Raw genomic sequence first — 24,619 nt, 5'->3', positions numbered from 1 at the left:
TGTGCTAATTTATAGATTCCTGTAAGGTAATATAGTCCATATTGAACGATCGGTGAAGTCCATCAGGGGGCGACTTCAGATGAAGTCTCCTCCGCCATGCAGTGTTACGGCAAATACAACTTCTTTACCACTGCGTCTGCACGCCGTTTCACTTCTTTGTTTAATTGCTCCAGCGTGTCGGTCGAGAGGATTTTCACCCGGTGCGCTTTCAGGAACCCGAGGTATTCCAAAACGTCCCGCTCAGCTTCGTCGATCATCACCGTGACCGCCGGTTTGATTTTTTCCATCTGACCGGAAACTTCGAGCCAAGTTGCATGTGCACTTTTCACATGAGTATTTTCACGAACGGACATCACCCACTAACGGCGTTTTACAAGGGAGTTGTCGCCTGATGTATTAAAATTACGTTATGCCGCCTCTTTATCCTGGTTAAGGTAAGCCTCCGAAATATGGTCGCAGTTGCATAGTAGTTTACTCCAGCGTTCTGGATGGTGTTGTAGGCTAACCTGTAAACAGATTTTCTGGCAACCAGTATTTTCTTATCCAGGCTCCGATGCAGCTCATCTGGCGTGACGTATTTTATCTCCCTGTGTTTATGTTCAACGTTGTACCAGTTTGCGAAATGGCTGATCCATGCCCGTGCATCCACTATTGTGTGAAAGCCGTTCTCTGGTACCAGGAGCAATATTTTAGTGTGCGGAACAAAGATTCTGAATACGGATTGTCATTGTTGATCCGAGGACGAGAGTAAGAACTCAGTACGCCGAGAGCATATATTTTTGCCAACAACATATAGCTGCGCATTGGGCTTTCGTTATCGGAATGAAGTACCAGATTACTGGGTGAACGTTTTTTATTCCATACCGCTCGTTGTAGCAGTTCTGCTGCAGGCTGCCCGGTCTCACTGGTGAATACTTCTGCGGCGATAACATTACGGCTATAAATATCCATGATCATATATAGGTATAAATGCTGGCCTTTTACCCAGGACAGTAAACAACTGATGTCCCAACTTCAGATCTAGTTTAGTGCCACAGCCTTAAGCACATCAGGCCGCTTGTACTGACATTCGCGGTCAACTGACAGGCTGATTGTAATACACGATAAAATGTTGATTCGGAGTCAATATAAACACCTTTATCTGCCTGCATCGGTACGATCACATTTGGAGGCAAAGATGCAAACTCTGGAGAGTTGTGTAGTTCCATGATCTGCTGCCTTTCTGCTTTTGATAATTTATTTCTGGGGGCCCGATCTTTCTTATCGGGCCTGCTGTCTGCACTGATCACTTCACCATCAATCCAGCGTTGAAGCGTTCGGATCGAAAACCCTATACACTGGCAGGCCTGGATTTTACGGGCCCTGTGAGCGACAGCGTCACGGACAAGAGAAATAATCTTCTGCCGCTCCGGAAGTGGGGTTAGCCTTCATCGCTGTTGTCCCAGAGGGCATTGAACTTTTCCTGCAGCATCCGGAGCGCAGCAGCTTCTGCCAGAGCTTTATCTTTGCGGGTCAGCTCTTTTCCCAGTTCACGTAATCGGCTTCTGATATCACGCAACTCTTTATCTGCACGACGATTTTCCGTAAGCTTCATTTTATAAGCTTTAATCGAAATAATCTGCCACTCTCTAACCTGCTCAACGAAAAGTCCCTGACGGGGACAATAATCAGTAAGTTCCATTTCATACAATGACGCTGTTTAAAGAACAACCGAAAAGCGACGCTCTGGGGTGCATCCATCACCATCCACAGAGGAAATGCTTTCATATTTTTGCAATAAGCCTTGTGCCACCAGTTCAAGTCTCAATTTTGCAACGACGGAAGAACTCAGAGCCAGTTTTTGTGCAATGTGTCTGACAGACCAGCTATAGAGGAGTAAAAGCCACATCACTCCCTTTTCTTTCACATCAATCGGTACAGCATGTGCAGGCATAGTCATTTTCCTTCAAAAAGTAAGCGACAACCATGCTGACACAGGGGGGTACTCACCGATCTCCTTCATGGTAATACGCACGCCTCCAGTGCGCACTATTTAAGGTTCAGCAGGAAGGAAAGCCAGAACGCTTTGGCTTCTGACTCACCGATGCCCATTCCGATAATTTCCCGTCTTCCGTCCGGGTTAACCGCGCAGGCGATTATGACCACGACGCTTACCATCCGATCATTGTTACATACATTCACATAAGCCGCGAAAAGCTACATTTAGGGCCATTCTCATTCCAGCGGACGGTGCTGAAACACCAGTACGCACTCATGGATAACGCGGCAGATGGACGACACCTGGTTGCGGGGGATACCGGTTATTCTCATCGAATGGACCTTGCGTCAACCTTGCGGATTTAAATTAGCTGTCCACTTTTAAATCTTAATTTGTATTTATTTGCATATCCATATCCCCTTCTGTAAGCTAATCTTGCACTGTGTGGTAAATTAATGCTGAGCGGTGGGGCGAACTACAGGTATATTTGTGATTCGTAATTGTGGTAAATAATCGCCGTGAAGCAGTTGTTGCCACTCGCGCCAGTATCTTACTTATATGTACATTGTGTTTTCAGATGCAATGATGTGAAATCCTATATTGCCCATGAGCATCATATTTGTCTGATGGCCCCGCCTAGGGGCTTTTTTTGTCCTAGTATTTGCTTGGTTTTTATTTGCGCCGGAAGTAACACGTTACCTGCCCCCCAATAATAGATACAACTGTCAGTTAGTAATGTCGGTTTGTTTACCTTCACATTTTCCATTTCGCACCGTGCTGCAAACTCTGATGGCGCCTGATAATTCAGTGCCGAATGTGGCGGACACTCGTTATAATCCTGCCGCCAGTCGTTAATGATTTTCCTGACGTGAACGATATAGCGGAATCAGTGCTCATTCAGACATTCATCGTGAAATCGTCCGTTAAAACTCTCAATAAATCCGTTCTGCGTTGGTTTACCCGGCTGGATTAACCGTAACTCAAAACCATTTTCAGAGGCCCATTGATCCAGTGCGCGGCGAGTGCACTCCGGTCCCTGGTCCGTTCTTATCGTCGCCGGATAGCCCCGAAATAGTATAATGCTGTCCAGAATACGCGTGACCTTAGCGCCTGAAATCCCGAATGCGGTAATAATTGTCAGACACCCCTTCGTGAAGTCGTCCACACAGGTCAGGCACTTGATCCTGCTACCGGTGGCCAGCGCGTCCATGACGAAATCCATCGACCAGGTCAGGTTGGGCGCCGCCTGGCGGAGCAGCGGCAGACGTTCCGTTGCCAGTACTTTACGAAGTCGTCTGCGTTTTACACCCAGCCCGCAGAGATGATAAAGGCGGTACACGCGCTGAAGGCCTTCACGGCGCAGTAACTGCCAGATACGGCGATAGCCAAAACGCCTGCGCTCCAGTGCCAGCTCAGTGATGCACCATGATAAATTCGCATCAGCCGCGGACGCTGAGCCTAGTAGCGGCAGGTTGACAGAGACAAACCTGTAAGTCTGCAGGCACGACGTTGCGACAGACCGGTCGCATCACACATCAACTCCACGGCTTCTCGATTCTGGTCTGTCGTCAGTACTTTCGTCCCAGAGCCACCTGAATTGCCTCCTTACCCAGCATTGCTTCGGCAAGCAGCTTCTTGAGTCTGGCGTTCTCTTCCTCAAGCGATTTCAGGCGCTTAACCTCGGGCACCTCCATAACGCCATACTTCTTACGCCAGGTGTACAAAGTGGCGTCGGAAATGGCGTGCTTGCGGCAGAGCTCACGGGCAGAAACCCCGGCTTAAGCCTCGCGGAGAATACTGATGATCTGTTCGTCGGAAAACGCTTCTTCATGGGGATGTCCTCATGTTGCTTATGAAGACATTACTAATATCGCGGTGTGTTAATCAACGGGGAGCAGGCCAGAATATCTGCGCCCAAAAATCAAGATAAGTCCCGAAAAATGAGAATAATGGAGCAAAAAAAGATTTTGAGCAAATACTTCAGACTTTTAAAGTAATATATTTTTAATGCGGGCGATGATCAATGTGCGTTCCACTTTTCGCACCTTCCCTTACAGGAGCACAGCCCTGAAATCAAAGCGTTTTACAGAACATATAGAGTTGTTGTTTATTTTTTAAATTTAATTTTGAAAGTATATTCCGCCTGTGACAACTCAGTGTTGTTTTTGTTATATTTAAACTTTGTGCGATTTTATTATCAGTATAATTCATCTTAAAATAAGTACAAATCCTATGTTCTTTTGGTGATAATGTAGAGAGTCGATTGTTAGTCTGGCTATATTCATCAATAAGCAGTTCCCTACATAACTCATCAACTGATTTCGACATTTCAATAATTTTAAATTTCGACGTGCTAATATCACCCTTTAAAATCTTAGAGGTGATATTTTCACAAAAAATAAAGTGCCTAAAAAAAAACGTTGGCAAAGAACTTTCATCATGGAGACATTGGTGATAGTTTTGGAAGTTAGTTCTGGTTATTTTAATGAAATCTTTATTGAAAACTTTATGTAAACACTCAATCAAACCCAAAACAAAATACTGATTTTCAGTAATGATAATGATATTAATCAAAATAAATACCCCACGCCAATATAAGAGAATGAACAGCATTACCACCTACACTACTGCTTTAATATGATAAATCAATCCTGAATGAAAATTTGATTGAGACACACTATGCCTATTCCAGACACTGTGCCCTACTTTCATCAACCCAATGAAAAACATGCTGCTCAGTAATTACCTGTGAAGAAATAAAAATATCGCGGCATATAAAAAAACAACAATTTTCTCATGGGCTTAATTTAAATGATTGAATCTATTGTAAATTCAATTTCCTGAGATTCTTTTAGGGGAGGCTCCCGTTGTTGGTCTACTCAGTTTTGCCGCTACGCACTGAACCTTAAAAACCATTTAAGATTTCGCTACCGTAATTACCAATACATTTTTTAACTCACTTACGTTTTGATGCCCCTAAGCCGGGAGTTAAATAAATACACTTGCAATTTTCATTAATATCGTCCTCAAGGCTTCAAAACTCGCACCAAACCAAATAACGCATTGACGCGCAGAACATCCTGATATGCCGCTTATTTGCAAACTCGTCGATAAATAGATACTCGTTGGCAGCATCATCAAACACTACTGGCTCTGCAGGACTGCAACCTAAAAAGATACAGTGCACCGCTCTTTAACACTCTGCTAAATGAAACCAAGCGGTAGATAATGGCGAACAAAAAGTTCTATGTCTTATACTCAGTTGAGAATCACACAAAAGCATTCTAAATGATTATTAGAAATCCTATGCTGCCAATTAGGATTATCTCCTTATTTTGTTAAGGCAGAATAGCATCCTTTAAAACCGAAAATAACTTTACAACCCCATCATGTCTAATCTCGCCAATATATCGTTTTCTTTTTGTATTCATATGTTTTTTAAAACAAAAGAAAGCCGCAGCAAACAGCAGAACGCTTAATATGCAACTCAAAAAATCATACATAACGTTAGGGTCCATGCCATTTATATGTTGTTAGGTATATTATAATTAAGTTATGTGTATATGTAGTGTAAAATTATACAAATATAAAAACAAAAAAGAATGGATATTATAGGTGAATAACAACCCAATGGCAGAAAACATAAACGGCCTGTATAAGGCGGAGGTGATACATAAAAAAGATGGAAAACCAAGCAGGAAGTGGAGCTGGCTATGCTGACAGGGAGGGACTGGTACAACAATCGCTGGCTGAGAACACCTGCTGTATCGCCGCCTTCAGGCCGCTGTGCGAGTTGGAGATAACCAGCTTCACGCCCTCCAGTCCATGCTCTTTAAGGTTGAGCAGGAAAGCCAGCCAGAACACTTTGGCTTCTGTCTCACCGATGCCCATTCCGATAATATCCCGACGTCCGTCTAGGTTAACCGCGCAGGCGATTATTGACGCGACGCTAACCACCCGCCCGTTCTTGCGCACCTACACTTAGGTTGCATCCAGCCACAGGTAGGGCCGCTCCTCTTCCAGCGGCCACTGCAGAAAGGCCTGCATAAGTTCATCGATACTGCGGAAGATGGATGACACCTGGCTTCTGGAGATATCGGTCATCCCCATCGACTGGACCAGCGCGTCAACCTTACGGGTCGAGACGCCGTTATCCACACTTCCCAGATAACCGCGTTGAGCGCGTTCTCCTACAGCCTTCAAGCTTCGAGGAAGGATGAGAAGTAGGTGCCTTCACGCAACTTCGGGATTCGCAGGTCGAGCATACCGAGACGGGTTTTCTAATGGGGATCACGGTAGCCGTTGCGGTAGTTCTCTCGTTCATCGCTGCGCTCATGCAGCTCTGCGTTTATAAGCTGTGTGACCTCGGCCTCCATTATACGGTTGAGCATAAATTTAGTGAGTTCACGGAGAAATTCCTCGCCGCTGTGTTGCATCATGGTCTTGCTGAATGTCATGTTGTTGTCACCATCGGTTGACTCCTTTTAAAGATAATGTCTTTGCAACCATTATCCTACCGGATAAGCCGATGGCTCTTACCATACTTCCAAATTTACACCATGCCCTAAGACGGGCAACGACGCCTCGTGAGGGGCTGAGTCGGTCGTTGTAGATGACGTGCCTATTCAGGCGAAGATGAACCATGGTTCCGGAGGAACGTGAACGCGTTATTTCCTAACCTTCACAGGGTGATCAATACAGCGGAGCCGAAACCGGCAGGCACGCCCCATGTTGGTATCGATTAATGGGCATGGCATCGGGGTTACCGTTACGGCACGTTAATAGTCAATCTTGATACTCACCGTCCCCTCGTCCTGCATCCCGGCCGCGATCTGCCTGGTTCAGGAAATATCCGGAAACACAGGTGGTCTCTCGCGATCGCGGCGGTATCTATGCTATAGCAGCACGTGAAGTTGCTCTTCAGGCTAGGCAGGTGGCCGATCGCTGGCACTTGTTGGAAAATATTGGTGATGCACTCGAACTGATGATGTACAGACATATGCCTCTGATACATCTTGTTGCCGGTGAGTTATCACCAAAGAATCACTTGAACTAGAACGGGTACAGCCAGCTCCATATATCCGTCGCCCGGAGCGACTTACACAGCAGACTCGTAATAAACGTCACCAACGCTTGGTGGAGGTAACCCTCCGTCGCTGGTTGCCCATCGCTGGGATAGTATGGCGCAGGGCGGCTCCGACGCTGTGTATCCGTGATCCACATAAAGATGAAAAGATGGCCGCCATCCATAAAGCGCTGGACGAATGCAGCACAGAGCACCCGGTCTTTTATGAGGATGAAGTGGATAACCAACTCAATCCCAAAATCGGAGCGGACTGGCAGCTGCGCGGGCATCAAAAATGTGTGGTCACACCGGGGCAGAATGGAAAATATTATCTGGCCGGGGCGTTACACAGCGGCACAGGAAAAGTCAGTTACGTGGGAGGCTGCAGCAAAAGTTCGGTACTGTTTATCCGCCTGCTGAAACACCTTAAAGCCACGTATCACCGGGCAAAACCATCACGCTTATCGTGGATAACTACATCATTCATAAAAGCCGTGAAACGCAGCGCTGGCTGAAGGAAAAACCGAAGTTCAGAGTGATTTTCCAGCCGGTTTACTCGCCGTGGGTGAACCACGTTGAGCGACTCTGGCAGGCCCTGCACGATACGATAACCCGGAACCATCAGTGCCGGACAATGTGGCAGTTGTTGAGAAAGGTTCACCATTTAATGGAAACCGTCAGCCCGTTCCCCGGAGGAAAACATGGGCAGGAAAAGTGGAGCGGTATTAGATGCAGCTATTTAGTAAGTGATCCGCTTAAGTTCTTAACTCTTCGATTTCACGAAGTAATTTCTAAATTTCAGCCCGTTTATCATCACTCCGGCCACGTGAATTCTGGTTACGTAACTTACGTACCCATACCGGCAGCGTTTTGTCACTTATACACAGCGATGATGCGGCTTTCCCGAGCGAATAACCCTGCTCAATCACCAGCTCGACCGCTTCCTCCTTAAACACGTCTGCATATTTGGTTTTCTGGTTCATTAAATACCTCCATTATGGATGTAAGTTTAGTGTCCGGTTTATTCAACAACATCATACAGCTTCTGTACGGTGTTTCATGGTGCTACATCGCGTGGGAGCCGTGAAGGTTGCCCTGAAAAGACGATGCTGCCCATTCATGTTATGTGTATAAAGGTGTTTATAAATATGTACAAATATGTATTTGAGGTCTTGTTGAGATATGTAAGTGAATGTAAAATTGAAATTGAAATTGAAATTGAAATTGAAATTGAAATTGAACAAGATAATAATCTTGTGCGGTAGCTATATTAAAGCAGTTTCAGTACGAAGTATTTAATTAAAATTTTGAATAGATATCAATATGATTATGTAATAAGATTGCACTAGAAGATGAATTAATTACAAAGGCAGTCTAGTGCACGAAAAGTGCAAAAGAATAGCATATAAATTGTGTATTTGATAGTTTTGGGTGCTAGCAAAGATTAAACTTATAAGTAAAATAGCATAGAATGCTGGGTTAATACTTGGTGAGTGAGGTTTCTGAATTTATGGCTGAAACCTTTGTGTTTGGTTTAATGTTATTAAAAATACTGAGGAACAATTGAAAAACGATGATATCGTTTGGCTCAATCATAAAGTTTTTGATTTATGACTCTAATTGGTTGAATTTCATTTATAATTCGAGTTGAACAAATCAATTAAGAGTTAGTGTTAATGTTTTCCTCCGGTTGCTCCTTTGCTAAGGTGCATTTCAATACCCAGAAGCCAAAATTCGTGATAGTGACTTGTACCGTATGTTAATGCCCACTAACTTATATTCCGCCTTAAAATCTGGCTTTAAGCGAAGTAGAGAAACCACCAGGATAGTTTCAAATGGGCTTGGAGTTCGATATGCCTACAGATCATTAAAGTCGACATCAACACTGTTATCCAACCTTTATAGACTCTCACCACAATTTTTAATAGTAAAAACCAATAATACTTAAATATTGATGTGCATTATTCAAGATGAAGTTAATGGATTAGGGGGGGGCAGTAATTTACTTCGAATTATGAATGTTTTTTATATTGAGTTTTTGAATGGTCACAGCAACAGGGTATTGTATGAAAATAGGAACTTCCGAGTTTGTATACAACCTTACTTTTCGTCTTGAACCTATTGTCAGTAGAGAAAATTATATTTATGGGTATGAGTTGCTGACTGAGATTTATAGTGAGTATGAAGGGGGGATAATTAACCCTGGTGTTTTTTTTAATACACTCAGTTTGGAAATGTGTGCAAAAGTACTTAATGTGCAAATAGGGAAGGTCAATATACTTAAAAAAAATATAAACAAACCTATTTCTTTGAATCTGAATGAGAGACTGTTGATATTGTTAGTGGAAGACCATGAGTTACTTTCATCTATTCATATGTTACGTAATATCCTTCGGGTTGAAATAAGTGAGGAAATAGATCTTAAAAAAAATTTGAAGTTTTTGATGAAATTACGAAGGTTTGCTCCACTATGGTTAGATGATTTTGGGGGAGGCGATATAACGATTCAAAAAAAATACTTAAAATTATTTGAAGTTGTAAAAATAGACAGGGTTTTCTTAAAGAATATACTGGAGTTTAAATATGGAGTAAAATTAATTGATGAGATTATATGCAATCTCCATATGGAAAATATTGATGTTATATGTGAGGGGGTTGAAAACATTACCGAACTGAAAGCTTATTATAAACATGACTTTGAAGCGTATCAGGGCTGGTTTTGGAAGTCTAGAGTAATATGAGGGGCGGGTTGACTGTGTTAATATTCACTATTTGCCTTCTATTGTGTCTTTATATTTATTCTTTTATGTTTAAAATGTGCGTTTCACCTGAATCAATAATTACGGACATGAGATATTATAAAGTAGTAGATGATATTGATTATGAATTGTCTTGGGTTAAATATCTTTTGAGAAAGTTAAGGTATTCTATACTTTTGCTACGTTAATTAGTAGAGTATAGTGGTGAGGGATGTACATTTCTAGGTATGAATAGATTGTATTTCCATAGAGTTCGATAGAAGGTTTTGATTTTATGGAGAATATATTTTTATCAAAACAAGTTTTTGCCAAGCTCAGACTGATACGGACGCTTCATGTGGCCGCAAACGTTACGACGCCTGGAAAATCTATCTTAAATACCATTCATTCGTTCAACAGATTTTTAGATAGTACAATCAGATCTACATGGAAATTTCCCTTGCCAGCCAAGCCTTACTTTCAGCGGACTTTATTTAGTGATGCAGTTTACCCCACAGGACATAGACCTGGGTTGCGTAAAGGTTAAGTTCATGGGCGCAATAACTCCGAATTTTTCCACAAGTCTTAATGCTTCGTTACTTTATTCAGGAAGGTATTTGCCACGAAGTTTATTGCTGATTGTGGTTGGTCTCATTATGAGTCAATAATGGTTGATAGTTTACTCACTAAGTAAGTATTCCTGAATCGCATAATTTTCTGTAAAATAGTCTGATGCAACCTAGTATCTCCATAGCCAGATAATTTCTTGCCTTTTGTCGTATCATGTGGCGATAATCTTTCAGGAGAATAATTCTACATTCATAAACATTGCGATTGCGGTATGCTTCACGCTCTAATTGTGAACGAATATATGATGCCATTTTCTCATTTTATTTTCGAGGGATAATAGCTTTATCCCTATGCTTATAAGAACCTATCCCAGAAGAGATTGTCAGATGTCGTAACTGATAATTTCTGAAGGCGAAAATATGACGGGCGGCAAATGGCAGATCAGCGATGAGCTCGGGAAAATAATGGCACCGCTTATCCCTGAGCACAAAACCTGCCATCCACTCGGTACGCACCGTAAACGCGTTGATAACCGTGCTGCCATGGACGCCATATTCTTCGTTCTCAGGACCGGTTGCCAGTGGAACGCCCTGAACGCCACCGGGATATGTTCATCGAGTTCTGCACGCCGGCGCTTTAAGTGATGGCGCGATGCCGGAGTCTTCGAGCGCTTCTGGCAGAACGGTTTGCTTGCCTGCGGGCATCTGGACAGCATTGACTGGTCCTGGCTGTCAATGGACGGCTGTATGACCAAATCGCCGCTGTCAGGAACAAAAAACATGCCGCAACCCCACTGAGAGAGGGAAACAAGGCGTAAAGCGCGGGCTTCTGACGGACGCCAGCGGGTTTCCTCTGTCTCTGGTTGTCGCAGCAGCGAACACGCACGACATGAACCTGGTTGCGGATACGCTCGATGCGCTTCAGGCGGGTCGTCCGGGGCAAAAACTCAGACTCTGCCTGGACAAAGGTTACGATGCTGGCTGGCTGAAAACATATCTACAGGGCCGCCGCTACGAACCGCATATCCAGTCCCGTAAAGAAGAGTCATATGCCAGTAAAAACAAGGACTTCAAAGCCCATCGCTGGGTTGTCGAAAGAACTTATAGCTGGATGAATCGTTTTGGCCGTGTCCTGACCCGATGGGAAAAGAAGACAGAAAATTACGAGGCCATGTTGCATTTTGCCTGTGGTCTTATCGTCTGGAATAAAGTCCTATTGAGAGAGGCTCTAAGTATCTTCCGTAACATATACCCGGAGTAAGCTTTATCCGGCAGAAATGCATTAGTACATCGCTTCATATTGCTGTTCTGATACTGCATATCAATACCGTCCAGAAGTCGTTGTGCTCACTCCGTGTCCACTATTCGCGGTTATGGCATGCAAGGAAAATGAACCGTAACTTTAACCACAGGAAATCTCACATACACATAGAATGATAGGAAGATATGCCTATTGATAATTATAACCCGTAAATTTAATTTACTTTTGTAAGTTTCTTAATGTAATTATTAGTTTAAGCATGGAGTTATATGGAAATTAAAACAGAGGAAAGAGCAGTACGCGATGAAGGCTCAATTTTGGATTTACCATCATCAGCCATATCAATGTTATTTGATGGGTATAGTGATTTGTTTAAAATGAGACATGCTAAAGGGAGGAGTTACTTTCTGATAAAAGATGTTGTATTCATTCATTCAGGTAGTGTTTCTATCGCCAGAACTGACGGTTTGATTATTTTAAAATACAAATCTCCATTTGTTATTGGTTTGGCTGAGCTTTTTTCAAATGAAGAATATACTATATATTTTAATGTGGATAGCATATATTCCCTCATTCCTAACAGCAGTTTTATAAAAGTGGCTGACCGACTTGGGTTATGGAAGCATATCTGTGAAATACTTTCTTACTCAAATCAGCTTTTAACTTTTAGAGAAAATTCAGTTAACAGGAGAACAAAGTACGAAATTGTTAAAGCTCAACTTGAGATCCTATGGGGATTACCACCTAATGAAAGGGAGGGAATATCATTGTTTGATTTTGTACTTTCACAAGTTAATATTTCAAGGAGCTCTTTGAGTAAGATTATTGCTGCGCTTAATGAAGGCGGATATATTAAAACAAAAAGGGGTAAGCTCATTCATTTGTCTAAGCTTCCTGAAAGATATTAAAGAGGTATATATGTTCGATGACATTAAGTTAAAGATAAAATCGTGCGATGATTTATTAAAGCTTGAGCGATTGCATGACTATATTATAAAGGTTGTACCAGCAACTGAAAGAAATTGTTACATTAATCTTTTGCACGACAGAGAAGAAGAACTTCTTATTGATGCAGATAAGAACCTCTATTACATAAAATAACCTATAACATATCCGCTTATATCTATATGAATATAATATGTTCGTGTATTTTTCTTCGTTCTGCACTAATTGATTTAGGTTTGGTAGAAAATAAAAGTACTTTACATGTTTGCATCATGGATTTTTCTGATGTAAATGGTATTTACAAAGAGGTAAATAGGAAGCAGAGTAAATTAGATATAATACTATATTTATCGAAACGACTTTATAAATATAAGCGTTTCTTTTGTATGATATTTCCAAATGTCATTGTGGTTAAAAACATATATAATCTACACAATGCAATATCTGTTAAATCATGTGCATTAAATAATCGTGGGATATTGCTCAATCTTACAAAAATGAATATAATGTATGTCTTGTATCTTTCAGGAGTAAAACAATCATTCTTTCGAGGGAAAAGTGTTAAAGATATTTCTAATTTTAGAACGTCTCTTCTTTCTAAGTTAGGGTTAGGGAATTTTCATCAGTTGATTATAATATTGCCAACATTAAATCATTTCATTTTAAATAAAAGGTGAGTTGTGATGGTTTCTTGCATAGTTGTGTGTTGTTGAACTTAATTAACGTATTGTATATCACCTGGTGTTTTCTTATACGCGTTTTGATGACTTGTCGTGTTTCTCAACTGATTTTTTGAAGCAGATTGCTAAATATGTTCGCGGGGTGTAGGTTATTATGCATGATGTTTGTGTGGGTGATTCCTATAATTAGTTTAATGTCTTATATAATGATCGCTTTGAGGTTTACTCATCGTCAGCCTTAATGTCTTTGTCCCCGTTGTAAAACCTCTGTGATTTATCTACATTGGCAGAACCCAAAAAGAAACGACTGTTTTCGCTGCCGTAACTGTCATCGCGTATTTTAACTCATTTACTCCTACAAAGCTCAAAGGCCGGGGGAAAGAGCAGTACACTGAAATAACCTTCAACGGTTCTGGGGATCGCGATACCGCTAAGATACTGAAAGTCGACATCACCACCGTAATCTGCAATGCCCATACTGATCTCGCACTTATCTGCTAACCCTATGAGAAATTGAGATTTTTTAGTGGAAAATCCCTACCGCACAGGTTTGGGACGCGTACGACATGGAAAATAGTTGCATTCTGGCCTGCATATTTTGCTTATGAAATTATGTAACCTTTCGTTAACTATTGGCCTTGGGTAATCTTTTAAGGGGGGCATCATAACCAGCGATGACTCGAGGTGTTATACCAGAGAAGTACCGAAGTATAAGCATCTAGTCGGAGAAATTACAGCGCAGCGTATTCAGCAAAACAGCATGATGCTGCAAACCAGAACAATCGACTGCTCCTAAAAATCAATAGTTTTTCCGCTCTATTAAGTTAAATGAATAAGTCATCGGAGCATACATAGGAAAATACATTTTCTACTAATTGAGTAAGCGCACCATCTACGACGTCTTGTGAAAACTGTCCTGTCTGGCAACAATCGCGTCCATCTATATTGTAGTGCGCCCCAAAAGTTAGACACCAGATCAAAAACTGAGGGCGCATGGCAAAATTTTCATTGGAATTCAAAAAGGAAGTGTCAGAGAAGTATCTGGAAGATGAGTTGAGTCTGAAATCTGTAGCCAGGATGTACGACATAAGCCCTTGCACGGTAAGAAAATGGGCTTATGCCTACCGGGAGCATGGGATCGGTGTGCTTACGGGTAAAAAGGGACGCTACTCTGCTGATTTCAAACTTATGGTAGTAAAAGAAGTTGTGGATGATGGCTTCTCTGTTCGTGAAACTGCGGTAAAACATGGGATACCAGCCTTTGGTACTGTATGTACCTGGCTTGAAAAATATAGAAAACATGGCGAGGATGCTTTCACCCGAAAAAATCAAAAGATCATCCCAGTGCCAGATAAAAGCATCACGCCAGTCCCACCACAGCCAGCATTAACCGATGTTGAGCGAGAGGAACTTGAACAACTCAGGGTCGAGAATGCCTACTTAAAAAAGCTGAAGGCCTTGGTTCAGCAGAAAACATGCTCAGCGCCCAGGAAAAAGTGAGCATTGTAAGTGAACTAAGGCAGGAATGGCCATTGTCCCGATTGTTAATCGTTGCTGGGCTGCCCCGGAGTACATTTTACTATCATGTAAAACGTCTTGCGGCTCCGGACCGATACCAGTCTGCCAGAGCGCTTGTGCTGAAAATTTATCACCAGCACAAAGGTCGCTATGGTTACAGACGCATCAGGCTGGCATGTCGTAACGAGGGGGTTTTACTTAATGGCAAAACCGTTAGAAAACTCATGAAGGAACTGGGTATTAGCAGCCTGATTCGCGTCAAAAAGTACCGTTCATATAAAGGAGAACAAGGACGAATTTGCGATAATCTCCTGAAACGCCAGTTTGACGCAGAACGCCCCAACGAGAAGTGGGTCACAGATGTCACTGAGTTTAAAGTGAATGGCAAAAAGCTGTATTTGTCGCCCATCATGGATCTTTATAATGGCGAAATCATTGCTTATAACCTCGCTAACCGCCCTCTACCTTCAATGGTGCAGACTATGCTCGCGGATGCGCTGAAACAGTTGCCGAAAGACGAACACCCAATATTGCACAGCGATCAAGGCTGGCAATATCAGATGTCACGCTGGCAACGATGGTTAAAAGATAGTGGCATCGCCCAGAGTATGTCTCGTCGGGGAAATTGCCTTGATAATGCAGTGATAGAGAGTTTTTTTGGAACATTGAAATCAGAATGTTATTACCTCAATGAATATAAAAATGTGGATGACTTAAAGCGAGACATTATCGATTACATTGATTATTATAACCAATTGAGGATAAAGGAAAAACTTGGCGGTCTTAGTCCGGTACAATATCGATTGAGTCAGGCTGCATAAGTTGTCCAAGATCTGGGGCGCAGATCAATATTGATGGACACGAACGATGAATTCCCGGACAACAAAAGATATTCCCTGCTTCCGTTCTTATCTACCCGATGCTCTGCGATTAAGATTTGAAGACAAGTTAAGCATCAGGATCATCGCCCAGCGTCTTGGCCTCAGTCACTCGACAATACATACGCTTTTTCAGACATTTATTGCATCCGGTTTCGCATGGCCGTTTCCTGACTCAATTTCATTCTCTCAGCTTGATGCCATCCTTTATGCCAACCGAAAAATGAATCCACTCGTCCTGAAATTAACGAAGGAAAATGGCGCAAAGACAGGCGTGCCAGTTACAGCCGTGAATTTAAAGTCAGCCTGGTGAAGCAGGCATTACGACCAGGTGCTGTCGTTGCCCGGATCGCCAGAGAGCACGATATAAATGATAACCTGCTGTTTAAATGGAAAAACCAGTACGAGGACGGCTTACTGAGCGATGATGACATACAGGAATGCCAGCCTGTGCCGGTGGCGCTGACTGATACGCCAGAGCCGATCAGGGCAGTGACGAATCCCTTCTGGCGAAACAAACCTGATGATTCTCCTGGAGATGAGCCCGGAAACGCGCCACGGTGCGAGCTGCATCTTAAATCAGGCGTTGTAAAGTTGTTTGACCCGGTGACCCCGGAGCTTCTTCGGGCGCTAATCCGCGAAATGAAAGGTGGTGTCCGATGATAACGTTGCCGACTGGCACCAGAATCTGGATCATCGCGGGCGTCACAGATATGCGTTGCGGCTTCAACGGTCTGGCCTCGAAGGTGCAGAACACGCTGAAAGATGATCCGTTCTCCGGGCATATCTTCGTGTTCCGTGGTCGCAGCGGCAAAATGGTGAAAATCCTGTGGGCCGATCGTGACGTGCTATGCCTGTTCACCAAACGCCTCGAGCGGGACCGCTTCGTGTGGCCGGTGACTCGTGAAGGGAAAGTGCATCTGACGCCCGCCCAGTTGTCCATGCTGCTGGAGGGGATCGCGTGGCAGCATCCAAAACGAACGGAACGGCCTGGCATACGGATATAACCCATGATAAAACAGGGGCATGAACAGTTCACTCCCCGATGACATCGAGCAACTGAAGGCCCTGCTGGTCGCACAACAGGCGGTTATCGTTCGCTTGTCCGATGAAATAACTGGCTATGCCCGCGAGATCGACTCACTCAGAGCGCTGGTCGCTAAACTGCAGAGAATGCTGTTCGGCCGCAGTAGCGAGAAAAACCGCGAGAAGATAGAAAAGAAGATCGTGCAGGCTGAAAAGCGCATAACCGAACTCCAGAACAGGCTTGGCGAAGCGCAGTCGCAGCTCACCTCAATGGCCGGAGATAATACGCCGAAAGCATCAGACTCATCTGCCCGTAATTCGCTTCCGGCAGCACTCCCCCGCGACAGGCAGTTTATCTACCCACCAGAAAACGGATGCCCCGTCTGCAGTGGTAAACTGAAACCTTTGGGCGAAAGTATCTCCGAACAGCTGGATATCATCAACACAGCCTTCAGGGTTATCGAAACGGTGCGGCCAAAACTGGCCTGCAGCCGGTGCGACTGTATCGTGCAGGCACCGCTGCCGCCGAAACCCATCGAGCGTAGTTACGCCAGCCCGGGCCTGCTGGCCCGCATCATCATGGCAAAGTTCGCTGAACATCTTCCCCTGTATCGTCAGGCTGAAATCTACAGCCGCCAGGGCGTGGAGCTGAGCCGCAATACGATGGGACGCTGGGTTGATGTTATAGGAGAGCAGCTTCGTCCGTTGTATGAAGAACATAACCACTATGTGCTGATGCCGGGTAAAGTACATGCCGACGACAGTGTGACACGAAGGACGGAACCGGGAAGGCTCCGTCCATGCTGTGTCTGAGATGGAAGATGGCCTTCCGTATTCGCCTTACAGGAGGAGGATACAAACCACCTCAGACTGTTGTGGTAAAGAGCCACAGCAGGAAGCGCTGGGGAAAAGGCGGCAAGAAGCCGTCAGGTAGGAGCAGAGAAGATGAACGCGAGTGAACCACTGGACAAGTGTCGTTACGTGTAAGCGTTGTCAAAACCGGGTTCTTGTCGTTACCCCGGGATAAGGATGGTGGAAACCTGTTTACTGACCATCCGGCAACCGGCATTGAGGTGGCATGATCTCTTCTCAGGCTCAGATACGGAACGTGTGAACCTGACACGCCGATGCTAAGGGAGAAACTGTGGCAAAACACCGCGCAGAAAGAGTACCGATGTGGCGTACAGGGACGGAGTTCCCCGTAGTAGTGACGAAGGCGCTGTAACGGTGCTGGAGCGAAGGGGGAACGTTATTCAGCTTTGTTTAAAGCAACAACTGCTGACAGGATGATTAATTTGAACAAAGCAAAACCTTATCTGATCGATAAAACCATTATCTGGAGAGCCTGGCTGGCTGTCAAAGCCAACAAAGGATCAGCTGGTGTGGATGGAATGACAATTGAAGCGTTTGAGCATAATCTGTCCCGGAATCTTTACAAGATCTGGAATCGGTTAAGCTCTGGCTGTTATATGCCGCCGCCGGTGAAGCGTGTGGAAATTCCTAAGTCAGACGGGAAAACTCGTCCATTGGGGATCCCCACTGTCAGCGATCGTGTAGCACAGATGGCCGTCAAGATGATACTGGAACCGCAGTGGGACCTGTTGTTCAGCGATTCTTCATTTGGCTATTGACCGGGAAAATCTGCGCATGATGCCGTTGCACAGGCAAAAGTGAACTGCTGGAAATACGAATGGGTGATTGATCTGGATATCAAAGGTTTCTTTGATAATCTTGATCATGCTCTGCTGTTGAAGGCTGTGGATCATTTGCATCCTGCCCCATGGGTCAGACTCTGCATTGTGCGATGGCTGAAAGCTGAGATCATTTTCCCGGACGGGCATCGTCATTCACCAGAAAAGGGTACCCCGCAGGGTGGCGTAATCAGTCCACTGCTGGCAAATCTTTTTCTGCATTACACCCAGGATAAATGGCTGGAGAAACACTACCCAAATAATGCATGGGAAAGGTATGCCGATGACAGCGTCATTCACTGTCGGAGCCGATGGGAAGCGCGTTTGCTTCTCAGCCAGCTCAGGGAACGAATGAAAGACTGCGGGTTAGAGCTACATCCGGAGAAAACCCGGATCGTGAACTGTCACCCACTGGCCAGACGCAAAAGCGATGGTCACTATTCATTCGATTTTCTTGGGTTTACCTTCCGCCGCCGTGCAGCAAGGAAGATTGCAGGTGGTCTGTTCACCGGATTTCTACCGGCAATAAGCAATAAGGCCCAGAAAGCCATCGTCCGGACATTCCGTAAATGGAATATTCAGCGGCTGACAAGCCTGTCGGCAGAAGAAATTGCGGAAAGAATCAACTCGCAGCTGCGTGGATGGATCAATTATTATGGGAAGTTTTATCCAAGTGAAATGAACAGGTTATGGCGAATACTGGACTGGCGGTTGGTAAAGTGGGTCCGGTGCCGTTATAAGCAATATCGGTGGCATCAAAGTCGCGCCAGTGAAGTACTGGAGCGGATCAGACAGCGTAATAAGACACTGTTTGTACACTGGAAGTTCATGATCAGATAGAGTTGAATAACAGGAGCCGTATGAGCTGAGAGCTTCACGTACGGTTCTGTGAGCGGCCAGAGGGGGAGGATCCCTCTGGTCTACTCGACCGCCGGTGAATGTACTGGAGCCCGGTAATGGTAAAACCCGTACCGGTCGGCTGTGGGTCTATGTTCGTGACGATCGCAACGCTGGTTCGACCATGCCGGCAGCCGTGTGGTTCGCCTATAGCCCGGACAGAAAAGGACTCCACCCGCAGAGCCATCTTGCTGGCTTCAGCGGCGTGCTGCAGGCAGATGCGTATGCCGGGTTCAACGAACTGTACCGCAATGGACAGATAACAGAAGCTGCCTGCTGGGCTCACGCCCGCCGCAAGATCCATGATGTGCACGTTCGCACGCCATCAGAGCTGACGGAGGAAGCCCTGAAACGTATAGGCGAACTGTATGCCATCGAGGCTGAAATACGGGGAATGCCAGCAGAGCAGCGCCTTGGCGAACGTCAGCAGAAAGCGAAACCGCGACTGAAATCACTGGAAAGCTAGCTGCGTGAAAAGATGAAAACGTTGTCGAGGCACTCAGAGCTGGCGAAGGCGTTCACGTACGCTCTGGACCAGTGGCCGGCACTGAAGTACTATGCGGAAGACGGCTGCGTCGAAGCTGATAACAACATCGCTGAAAATGCGCTGCGGATGGTCAGCCTGGGTCGCAAAAACTCTTATGACCTTTGTCAAGAATTTCGGCCGTACTTGTCCTGCACAGCCTTATTTTTCTGTGCTTTAAAACAGTCGCAGGCGTCAGAGAACCTGAAGTGACCGAGCTGTATCCTGAATTGAACAGACTCTTATTCGGGGATTAGTTGCCCCACGAAGGTTTTCGTAGTGAGCTTGCCTCTTTCTACCTGCTGGTATCGGATTGTTGCCTTCCGACCTACGTTCTTGACGAGGATCACTCATTCCGTGCCCGGCACTTCAGGGTTTAACGCTGTACTGTTACCCTGATTGTCGAGCCGCCAGGGCAATATACCACATGAATCCTGTCAGTTCCCTGGCGACCGCTGTAACAGCAATTTGTGACCGTTTACCTCTCTGTAAGAGCGCTTTGTAGCGGGCACATAACCGCTGTTGAGCTTTCCAGGCAATGTCTTTTGATTCCTGTGTGGTTTCAGTTGGTCGGTAGGTAATGAGCCAGCTTCCAACTTTTGCCGGAGAACGATATGCCCACGCAGCTTCGTACAATAGCCTTCGTAGTTCACTGTTACCGGTTTTTGTTATGCCCCGGGAACGAGTTTTGTTACCACTGGAATATTCCCCCGGAATTAACCCTATATAGGCCATGATTTGTTTTGGATTAGGGAAACGAGAGAAATCGCCAAGTTCTGACACAAGTGAGATTGCAATCGTTTTACCCACGCCTTTTAGCGCCTGAAGCTGGCAGACCAGATTGTATAACGACCATTCGGGTAACAGCCGATCAATCTTTTGATCCAGTTGTATTATTCGGCTTTCTATTTGTTCGAGGCTCTGACAATAGTGCTGAAATGCAATCTGTTGCGATGGTAGAGGAAAAGTCTGGTTGGCCAGCCAGATCCGATGTTTGTAACTCCACGGCTTCTTGTCATATCTCCGGTCATTACGCAGCAATATGCTCTGTATTCGCTGCCTGGCAATGCGGCTATCTTGCTTTGAAGCAGCCCTGGCCCGAACCAGATCACGCATTGCTTCGTGCGTCAGGTCAGGGATCCAGACTGGGGTTAATTCACCGGCACGTAATAATCTTGCCAGACCAACTACGTCACGGTGATCGTTTTTGATGCGGTCTGTGGGTGATTTTGGGATCCGTGATGGCGCTACAACAATACACTCAACGTCCATAGCTGTTAGCTGGTGATAAATATTGTATCCACAGGGACCCGCTTCATAACAAGCCATAATGTATGAGTATTGCTTTTTTATCTTTAAAAATAAGTGATTAATGCTTTGCTGTTGATTTGGGATGTTACCATAAAAGCGGATTTCTCCACCGCGCTCAGGACTGGCTATCGCGATAGCCAGTGATTCTTTATGCACATCCAGACCAACATAAATCGAAGGGGAATTTTGTAACATGATGACCTCCAATAATGCACCGATGCTAAAGTGATTATATAAAGGTCATACCATCTTCCTGTTCTTCGGCTCTGACCACGGTGGTGAGCGCGGAGCGCTACTGTACAGCCTGATCGGTACATGCAAGCTGAACGGCGTGGATCCAGAGAGCTATCTCCGTCATGTGCTCAACATCATATCTGACTGGTCGGTCAACCGGGTCAGCGAGCTGCTACCGTGGCGCGTCACGCTGCCAGCGGAATAACCCTCTTCGTTAATACGGCTCCTGCTGTACGCTTACATTTAATGAGAGCAAACAGTTTTTCATCGTTGAGGGTGTGAAGCTCAAAAAAGAAAGAATACCCCATACTGGCATTTTTTGTATGGTGCTGAGACTGAAAATCGTTTGCCAGAAAGGTGGACTGTTAGGTGAAACTACCGGCGTCGGTATCGGCATGGTTCCTGATGAGGCGTAGAATACGCTCGGTATTGGAGAATTCAGTAAACCGGAACATGTTTCGCTTAATGCAGATTTCATTCGTTCCAGAAAAATCGACGTGTTCAGGTGGTGAGATTTCACTCAGCAGCACGGGGATCTCCAGCTCTCCGCCAACGATATGGAAATCATTCGTTTTATTGCTAGTGCATTAATTTCTTCATCCGTTAAAAAATGATAGTGATATCCCGTTATTTTGTGTCTATTTTATTGTTAATCGCTGTGACAGGTTTCAACCTGGGTAGTATAGGTAGTCCATTTTCCCTGCGTAAAATATTTCAGCACAGGAGCAGGTGTTAATGATTCCCCAGCCCTCGGTGAAGAAAGGTATAAAGAGAAAAAAATAAGGAAATATTCTCCCGGCATTTTTGTCGGGAGAATAGATTATAATTGTTGTCTGGCGTAATCGAAAGGTGAGACCGGTTTTTCACTGTTTGCATCCAGAAAATCCCCCCACCACTGCAGCATCAACCTGCGCTCATCCAGAAACTCCGCTTTATGGATATAAGCTGCACGCACGCCATTACGTTCCTGATGACTCATCTGGCGTTCAACAGCATCCCTGGACCATAACCCTGACTCAATCAACGAACTACAGGCCATTGCCCGGAAACCGTGACCACAGACCTCGACCTTTGTATCGTAGCCCATCAGTCGCAGTGCGTTATTCACCGTGTTCTCACTCATGGGTTTCCATGGATTGTGATTGCCGGTGAAAATCAGTTCATGATCTCCACTGATGGTGTGGATCTGCTGCAGTATATTCAACGCCTGAGTAGAGAGTGGCACAAGATGTTCTGTTTGCATTTTTGAGCCACGATAGGAATACTTGACCCCTTCAATAGGTTTCCGCTCAGGAGGAATTTCCCACATGGCTTTCCTGAAGTCGATCTCGGACCACCTGGCAAAGCGTAGTTCACTGGAACGGATGAAGATAAGCAGGGTGAGTTTAGTTGTTAGCCGGGTGAGAGGTTGTCCTCTGTATGCATCCAGTCGTTCAAGAAGCTCTGAAATGCGATTTAAGGCGAGGGCAGGGCGGTGCTGGCGTTTCACCGTCGTTAAAGCACCAGCCATATCCACGGCAGGGTTATAGGTGATAATACCTGACTGGGCAGCATAACGCATGATTGCAGTGATACGCTGCTGAAGGCGCGCTGCAATCTCATAGATCTCTTTGGCTTCGGCAGCCTTTACTGGAACAAGTAAATCGGGAGTTCTGAGGGTGGTAATGTCACGTGAGCCAATAAAGGGAAATACATGATTTTCTAGGCTTTTCAGTATTTTCTCACTATGTGAAGCTGACCATTTTTTGTTGCTCTTATGCCACTGTCTTGCGATTCCTTCGAATGTCAGAGCTGTTTCAGGTACAGACTTTTTGATCCGTTTCTGTTCGCACGGGTCGGTTCCTTCTGCTATCAGCTTCCTCGCTACATTGCGTTTTTCCCTTGCTTCTGATAACGAGACTTCAGGATAGACACCCAGAGCGAGTGTTTTTTCTTTGCCCAGATACCGATAGCGGAGCCGCCAGTAGCGCGAGCCGTTAGGGTGAACGAGCAAAAACATGTTGCCGCTGTCGGCAAGTTTATAAGGTTTTCCATCCGGTTTAGCTGCACGGATCTTAGCGTCAGTTAGCGCCATTGGGGGTATCTCCTGATAGTAAAAGGGGTATAAATCTTATCGAATCAGACTATACCCTCAGTTGTACCCTCGCAAGGGACTTGATGCGGGTTGAAGTTGATTGAGTTGTGGAGTTAAGGGATTGAAGAGGAGTTGGTTTTGGCGGGCTTAGAATGCAAAAACGGACCTCCGTGGAGGTCCGTTGATATGAATTTGGTGCCCGGACTCGGAATCGAACCAAGGACACGGGGATTTTCAATCCCCTGCTCTACCGACTGAGCTATCCGGGCAACGGGGCGCATTAAACCCGATCTGCCCGGTGGCGTCAACGAAAAATGTTGTTTTCGTTACAGACTGCGCAATCTCTCACCATTTCGCCGCATCCTTAAGCGAAAAAGTGCGTCCATAGCGCGGAGAGCGGCATGGCGAGCAGCAGCGCGGGCAGCATGTTCACCACGGCAAACATCTTAATCCCACAGATGCGCAGCCCGGTAGCCAGCAGCAGCAGGCCGCCGACGGCGGTAAAGTCTGCCATCATCGCTGGCGTAGTGAGCGGGAGAATTAACGTGGCGCAGGTGGCAAGCGCCAGCTGAATAAGCAGCATCGGCACGGAAATCGCCGCCACGGCAATGCCGAGCGTGGTGGCAAAAATAGTGGCGGTGAAGAAATCAAGAAACGCTTTTGCAATCAAAATGCTCGGGTCGCCCGTCATCCCTTCCTGCATCGAACCGAAAATCCCGGTGCCGCTGGCGCAAAACAGAATAATGATGGCGACATAGTTCTGAATAAACGTCTCGTGCGTGCCGTGTTTCGCCTTGCCCGGTCGGGCAATCAGGTTTTTGGCTTTACTCACCGCGCTGTTAATGCCTTTTTCCAGATAGCAAAATTCGCCAATCAGCGCGCCGAGCAGGGTGGCCAACACCATCACCGGCAGGTTGGCGCATTTGATCACCAGCAGAATACCAATCCCTAACGATGCCAGGCCGAATATTGAGGGCATGGAGGTGCGAATCCGCTCCGGCAGCCGCTGGCTCAGCACGGCGCCGAGTACGCCGCCCAGCAATACGGCTCCTGCGTTAATAAATGGCCCGATAACCAAAGTTAACTCCTGTTATTTAATCATTGATATTGCATTATTATGGCACGGCAGGGCTTCGCGGGCCTTAGCTTTGGCTGATTTCGTGCATACTGATTCCTTCTTGCACCTCAAAATAAAAGGTGACATTATTGCGCGAATTTTCTCCTCCCTGTC

Annotated in this window: 12 protein-coding genes, 1 tRNA gene and 13 pseudogenes; 15 read left to right on the top strand and 11 right to left on the bottom strand. The window is 45.3% G+C overall.

What is annotated here, in order from left to right:
* Nucleotides 1–107: 107 nt before the first annotated feature.
* The 5 genes and pseudogenes from KGP22_RS18735 to KGP22_RS18710 form a co-directional block, all read right to left on the bottom strand.
* Nucleotides 108–326: pseudogene (locus KGP22_RS18735) on the bottom strand (transposase); the annotation flags it as partial.
* A gap of 1,094 nt (nt 327–1,420) precedes the next feature.
* Nucleotides 1,421–1,681: a transposase gene (locus KGP22_RS18725; protein ID WP_123060788.1), complete on the bottom strand. Its 261-nt coding sequence runs from the start codon at nt 1,679–1,681 to the stop codon at nt 1,421–1,423.
* A gap of 18 nt (nt 1,682–1,699) precedes the next feature.
* Complete coding sequence (locus KGP22_RS18720) at nt 1,700–1,933, bottom strand: helix-turn-helix domain-containing protein (RefSeq protein ID WP_123060787.1); 234 nt, start codon at nt 1,931–1,933, stop codon at nt 1,700–1,702.
* Nucleotides 1,934–2,031: 98 nt separating this feature from the next.
* A pseudogene (locus KGP22_RS18715) lies at nt 2,032–2,319 on the bottom strand (transposase); the annotation flags it as partial.
* Between the two features lie 384 nt (nt 2,320–2,703).
* A pseudogene (locus KGP22_RS18710) lies at nt 2,704–3,783 on the bottom strand (IS3 family transposase).
* A 1,816-nt stretch (nt 3,784–5,599) separates the two neighbouring features.
* Here KGP22_RS18710 and KGP22_RS18700 point away from each other — a divergent pair.
* A pseudogene (locus KGP22_RS18700) lies at nt 5,600–5,781 on the top strand (hypothetical protein); the annotation flags it as partial.
* On the opposite strand, the pseudogene KGP22_RS18695 reads toward KGP22_RS18700, so the two are convergent.
* A pseudogene (locus KGP22_RS18695) lies at nt 5,723–6,435 on the bottom strand (IS256 family transposase); the annotation flags it as partial. The pseudogenes KGP22_RS18700 and KGP22_RS18695 overlap by 59 nt on opposite strands.
* A 222-nt stretch (nt 6,436–6,657) precedes the next feature.
* Here KGP22_RS18695 and KGP22_RS18690 point away from each other — a divergent pair.
* Both KGP22_RS18690 and KGP22_RS18685 read left to right on the top strand, forming a co-directional pair.
* Nucleotides 6,658–7,123 (top strand): annotated as a pseudogene (locus KGP22_RS18690) (transposase); the annotation flags it as partial.
* Nucleotides 7,124–7,749 (top strand): annotated as a pseudogene (locus KGP22_RS18685) (IS630 family transposase); the annotation flags it as partial. It lies immediately after the preceding pseudogene.
* 85 nt (nt 7,750–7,834) lie between these two features.
* Here the strand turns inward: KGP22_RS18685 and KGP22_RS18680 are convergent.
* Nucleotides 7,835–8,026: a transposase gene (locus tag KGP22_RS18680; protein ID WP_223580482.1), complete on the bottom strand. Its 192-nt coding sequence runs from the start codon at nt 8,024–8,026 to the stop codon at nt 7,835–7,837.
* 1,083 nt (nt 8,027–9,109) lie between these two features.
* Between KGP22_RS18680 and KGP22_RS18675 the strand changes: the two genes are divergently transcribed.
* The 11 genes and pseudogenes from KGP22_RS18675 to KGP22_RS18620 all read left to right on the top strand — a co-directional run.
* Nucleotides 9,110–9,784 carry an EAL domain-containing protein gene (locus KGP22_RS18675; protein ID WP_172621922.1) on the top strand — a complete coding sequence of 225 codons (675 nt, stop codon included), beginning with the start codon at nt 9,110–9,112 and terminating at the stop codon, nt 9,782–9,784.
* A gap of 986 nt (nt 9,785–10,770) precedes the next feature.
* Nucleotides 10,771–11,611: pseudogene (locus KGP22_RS18670) on the top strand (IS5 family transposase).
* Nucleotides 11,612–11,880: 269 nt separating this feature from the next.
* A complete protein-coding gene (locus tag KGP22_RS18665; protein WP_143345522.1) occupies nt 11,881–12,519 on the top strand; it encodes a helix-turn-helix domain-containing protein in 639 nt (212 codons plus the stop codon).
* Between the two features lie 986 nt (nt 12,520–13,505).
* Nucleotides 13,506–13,701, top strand: a pseudogene (locus tag KGP22_RS18660) (IS1-like element transposase); the annotation flags it as partial.
* 528 nt (nt 13,702–14,229) lie between these two features.
* Nucleotides 14,230–15,575 (top strand): IS3 family transposase gene (locus KGP22_RS18650; RefSeq protein ID WP_223580481.1). Its coding sequence is split into 2 segments (ribosomal slippage): nt 14,230–14,712 and nt 14,715–15,575, totalling 1,344 coding nucleotides; the frame shifts between segments, so codons are not numbered across the junction.
* Between the two features lie 46 nt (nt 15,576–15,621).
* A pseudogene (gene tnpA, locus KGP22_RS18645) lies at nt 15,622–16,295 on the top strand (IS66-like element accessory protein TnpA).
* On the top strand, nt 16,292–16,639 hold the full coding sequence (gene tnpB / locus KGP22_RS18640) for an IS66 family insertion sequence element accessory protein TnpB (RefSeq protein ID WP_123060778.1): 348 nt from the start codon (nt 16,292–16,294) through the stop codon (nt 16,637–16,639). The pseudogene tnpA and the gene tnpB overlap by 4 nt, the downstream one beginning before the upstream one ends.
* Nucleotides 16,640–16,658: 19 nt before the next feature.
* Nucleotides 16,659–17,423, top strand: a pseudogene (locus tag KGP22_RS18635) (transposase); the annotation flags it as partial.
* Nucleotides 17,424–17,953: 530 nt separating this feature from the next.
* Nucleotides 17,954–18,289 carry a hypothetical protein gene (locus KGP22_RS18630; RefSeq protein WP_223539550.1) on the top strand — a complete coding sequence of 112 codons (336 nt, stop codon included), beginning with the start codon at nt 17,954–17,956 and terminating at the stop codon, nt 18,287–18,289.
* A gap of 39 nt (nt 18,290–18,328) precedes the next feature.
* Complete coding sequence (locus KGP22_RS18625; protein WP_223539549.1) at nt 18,329–19,189, top strand: reverse transcriptase domain-containing protein; 861 nt, start codon at nt 18,329–18,331, stop codon at nt 19,187–19,189.
* Between the two features lie 91 nt (nt 19,190–19,280).
* Nucleotides 19,281–19,883, top strand: a pseudogene (locus tag KGP22_RS18620) (IS66 family transposase); the annotation flags it as partial.
* Between the two features lie 276 nt (nt 19,884–20,159).
* Here the strand turns inward: KGP22_RS18620 and KGP22_RS18615 are convergent.
* Nucleotides 20,160–21,275 (bottom strand): IS110 family transposase, encoded by a 1,116-nt coding sequence (locus tag KGP22_RS18615; protein WP_223580480.1) that lies wholly within the window; start codon nt 21,273–21,275, stop codon nt 20,160–20,162.
* A gap of 55 nt (nt 21,276–21,330) precedes the next feature.
* Here KGP22_RS18615 and KGP22_RS18610 point away from each other — a divergent pair.
* Nucleotides 21,331–21,519, top strand: a pseudogene (locus KGP22_RS18610) (transposase domain-containing protein); the annotation flags it as partial.
* Nucleotides 21,520–22,134: 615 nt separating this feature from the next.
* Here KGP22_RS18610 and KGP22_RS18605 read toward each other — a convergent pair.
* The 3 genes from KGP22_RS18605 to KGP22_RS18595 form a co-directional block, all read right to left on the bottom strand.
* Complete coding sequence (locus KGP22_RS18605; RefSeq protein ID WP_223580479.1) at nt 22,135–23,388, bottom strand: integrase arm-type DNA-binding domain-containing protein; 1,254 nt, start codon at nt 23,386–23,388, stop codon at nt 22,135–22,137.
* A 193-nt stretch (nt 23,389–23,581) separates the two neighbouring features.
* Nucleotides 23,582–23,657: transfer RNA gene (locus tag KGP22_RS18600), tRNA-Phe, on the bottom strand.
* Nucleotides 23,658–23,752: 95 nt separating this feature from the next.
* Nucleotides 23,753–24,466, bottom strand: a complete 714-nt coding sequence (locus KGP22_RS18595) for a DUF554 domain-containing protein (protein WP_223580477.1) — start codon at nt 24,464–24,466, stop codon at nt 23,753–23,755.
* Between the last annotated feature and the right edge of the window lie 153 nt (nt 24,467–24,619).

It is taken from the genome of Enterobacter sp. JBIWA005, from assembly GCF_019968805.1.
Lineage (GTDB): Bacteria > Pseudomonadota > Gammaproteobacteria > Enterobacterales > Enterobacteriaceae > Enterobacter > Enterobacter vonholyi.
This window is presented reverse-complemented; position numbering and strand designations above follow the sequence as displayed.

Bases quoted from the DNA above. Each gene is read 5' to 3' on its own strand.
- KGP22_RS18605 (WP_223580479.1), bottom strand. From the start codon at position 23,388: ATGGCGCTAACTGACGCTAAGATCCGTGCAGCTAAACCGGATGGAAAA.
- KGP22_RS18675 (WP_172621922.1), top strand. From the start codon at position 9,110: ATGAAAATAGGAACTTCCGAGTTTGTATACAACCTTACTTTTCGTCTT.
- KGP22_RS18680 (WP_223580482.1), bottom strand. From the start codon at position 8,026: ATGAACCAGAAAACCAAATATGCAGACGTGTTTAAGGAGGAAGCGGTC.
- KGP22_RS18615 (WP_223580480.1), bottom strand. From the start codon at position 21,275: ATGTTACAAAATTCCCCTTCGATTTATGTTGGTCTGGATGTGCATAAA.
- KGP22_RS18725 (WP_123060788.1), bottom strand. From the start codon at position 1,681: ATGGAACTTACTGATTATTGTCCCCGTCAGGGACTTTTCGTTGAGCAG.
- tnpB (WP_123060778.1), top strand. From the start codon at position 16,292: ATGATAACGTTGCCGACTGGCACCAGAATCTGGATCATCGCGGGCGTC.
- KGP22_RS18720 (WP_123060787.1), bottom strand. From the start codon at position 1,933: ATGCCTGCACATGCTGTACCGATTGATGTGAAAGAAAAGGGAGTGATG.
- KGP22_RS18665 (WP_143345522.1), top strand. From the start codon at position 11,881: ATGGAAATTAAAACAGAGGAAAGAGCAGTACGCGATGAAGGCTCAATT.